Source organism: Candidatus Margulisiibacteriota bacterium, from assembly GCA_028715625.1.
Lineage (GTDB): Bacteria > Margulisbacteria > Riflemargulisbacteria > GWF2-35-9 > GWF2-35-9 > JAQURL01.
This window is the reverse complement of record JAQURL010000119.1, coordinates 1-1685: the sequence shown is the minus strand read 5'-3', so window position 1 is coordinate 1685 and position 1685 is coordinate 1. Positions and strand designations below refer to the sequence as shown.

3 protein-coding genes are annotated in these 1685 nt (G+C 41.0%); all 3 read left to right on the top strand.

Annotated features, from left to right (window positions below; translation table 11 throughout):
• Positions 1–35: 35 nt before the first annotated feature.
• On the top strand, positions 36–725 hold the full coding sequence (locus PHV30_12035) for an SIMPL domain-containing protein (protein MDD5457741.1): 690 nt from the start codon (positions 36–38) through the stop codon (positions 723–725).
• Positions 722–1171: a 5-(carboxyamino)imidazole ribonucleotide mutase gene (gene purE, locus PHV30_12030; GenBank protein ID MDD5457740.1), complete on the top strand. Its 450-nt coding sequence runs from the start codon at positions 722–724 to the stop codon at positions 1169–1171. Before PHV30_12035 ends, purE begins: the two co-directional genes overlap by 4 nt.
• 5 nt (positions 1172–1176) lie before the next feature.
• Positions 1177–1685 (top strand): CvpA family protein (locus PHV30_12025; protein ID MDD5457739.1); only part of this gene is annotated, 509 nt, incomplete at its 3' end.

The window sequence follows — 1685 nt, the reverse complement described above, 5'->3', positions numbered from 1 at the left end:
CCGTGTTATAATTAAATAAATTTTACGGAGGAACAATGAAGAAAATCATAGTCTGTCTGTTTTTTTGCGCTTTATTATTCGCGGAGAATTATATAAAAGTCACAGGCACCGGAGAAGTTTCTTTCGCTCCGAACATAGCCTACCTGACCATTGGCGTGCAGAGCACATACGAAAATGCACAGACCGGCCAGCGGGAAGTAAATGAAAATATTAATAAATTTATGAATTCACTGCAATCGTTTGTTGACAAAAAGGATGTGGAAACCTCAGCCATAAGTATTCAGAGAAGATATGAATACATCGCGCAGAAACAACAATTCGTGGGCTATGATGTGCAACAGTTATTAAAAATAAAACTTAGAGATTTCAGCCTTATAGGAAAAGTCATTGATAAGGCTATGTCCAGCGGTTTTAATAATATCAGCTCTCTGGTTTTTTCTCATACAAATCCCGATGCCTATGAAAAGGAAGCCCTCAAAAAAGCAGTAGAAGAAGCGCAAACTAAAGCCAAAGAGCTGGCCGAGGTTTCCAATCTGAAGAATGTAAAAATCGTAGATATTGATGAAACCAATAATAAATTTGTGCCGTTATATGATCAAAATCCGAGAATGATGGGAGCTTTGCAAATGGCCGGAGAAGGAGCAACTACTCAAGTCATGCCCGGAGAACTTAAGACTTCGGCTGTGGTACAAATGAAATGTACATTTGCGGGAGGTAATTTATGAAAGATGTTTTAGTAATTATGGGTAGTGCATCCGATGAACCCGTGCTGGAAGGTTGCATGAAATATCTGGAAAAATTTGACTTATCCTTTGATAAAATGGTGGCTTCCGCTCACCGTAATCCGGACAAAGTAGCAAAAATTGCCGGAAGCGCCGCGGAAAACTATAAAGTTATCATAGCGGCGGCGGGAAAAGCCGCTCATTTGCCGGGTGTTATCGCGGGGCACACAATTCTGCCGGTTATCGGTATTCCCATCAAGACCTCGGATCTTGGCGGTATTGATTCTCTGTACTCTATCGTACAAATGCCCAAAGGTGTACCGGTCGCGACAGTTGCCATCAACGGCGCGGAGAACGCGGCAATTCTGGCAGCCCAGATATTGTCTTTGAAAGATGAAAAGCTGAAAAAGAAACTGATAAAATTCAAGAAGGAATTACAAGCAGGATAAGATTGATGATAAGCATAATCGATATAGCTGCGGTTATTATTTTGGGATACGCTCTTTATGTCGGCCATAAAAGAGGGCTGATTAATATCGCTATCGATGTTGTCGCGCTGAGCCTAACATTTTTAATAACTTCCGGATATTACAGGTCCGTAGGCAATTTTTTACAAAAAACACTGCATATCAGAAGTTCCTGGAGCGACATTAGTTCCTGGGATAACGTTTTGGTTTGGGTTTTAAGTTTTATTCTGATTTATGTGCTACTAAAACTTATAGGGATACTGGCAACCAGACTTCTGGAAAACACTTCTCTGGGCGACTGGAATGTATGGGTGGGCATGGCAGCCAACGGCCTTAAATGGCTCATAGTAATCTGGCTCGTCCTGGTGCTTATTATGCATTTACCCTTCAATAAGCTTAAATTATATACTGAGAAGTCAGTAGCCTATAAAGCTTTTCAGGTAACCTCCGCGTTTATACCCATACACGATCTGTTACCCAAAAAGCTTAGAGAAAT

Bases quoted from the DNA above. Each gene is read 5' to 3' on its own strand.
- PHV30_12035 (MDD5457741.1), top strand. From the start codon at position 36: ATGAAGAAAATCATAGTCTGTCTGTTTTTTTGCGCTTTATTATTCGCG.
- purE (MDD5457740.1), top strand. From the start codon at position 722: ATGAAAGATGTTTTAGTAATTATGGGTAGTGCATCCGATGAACCCGTG.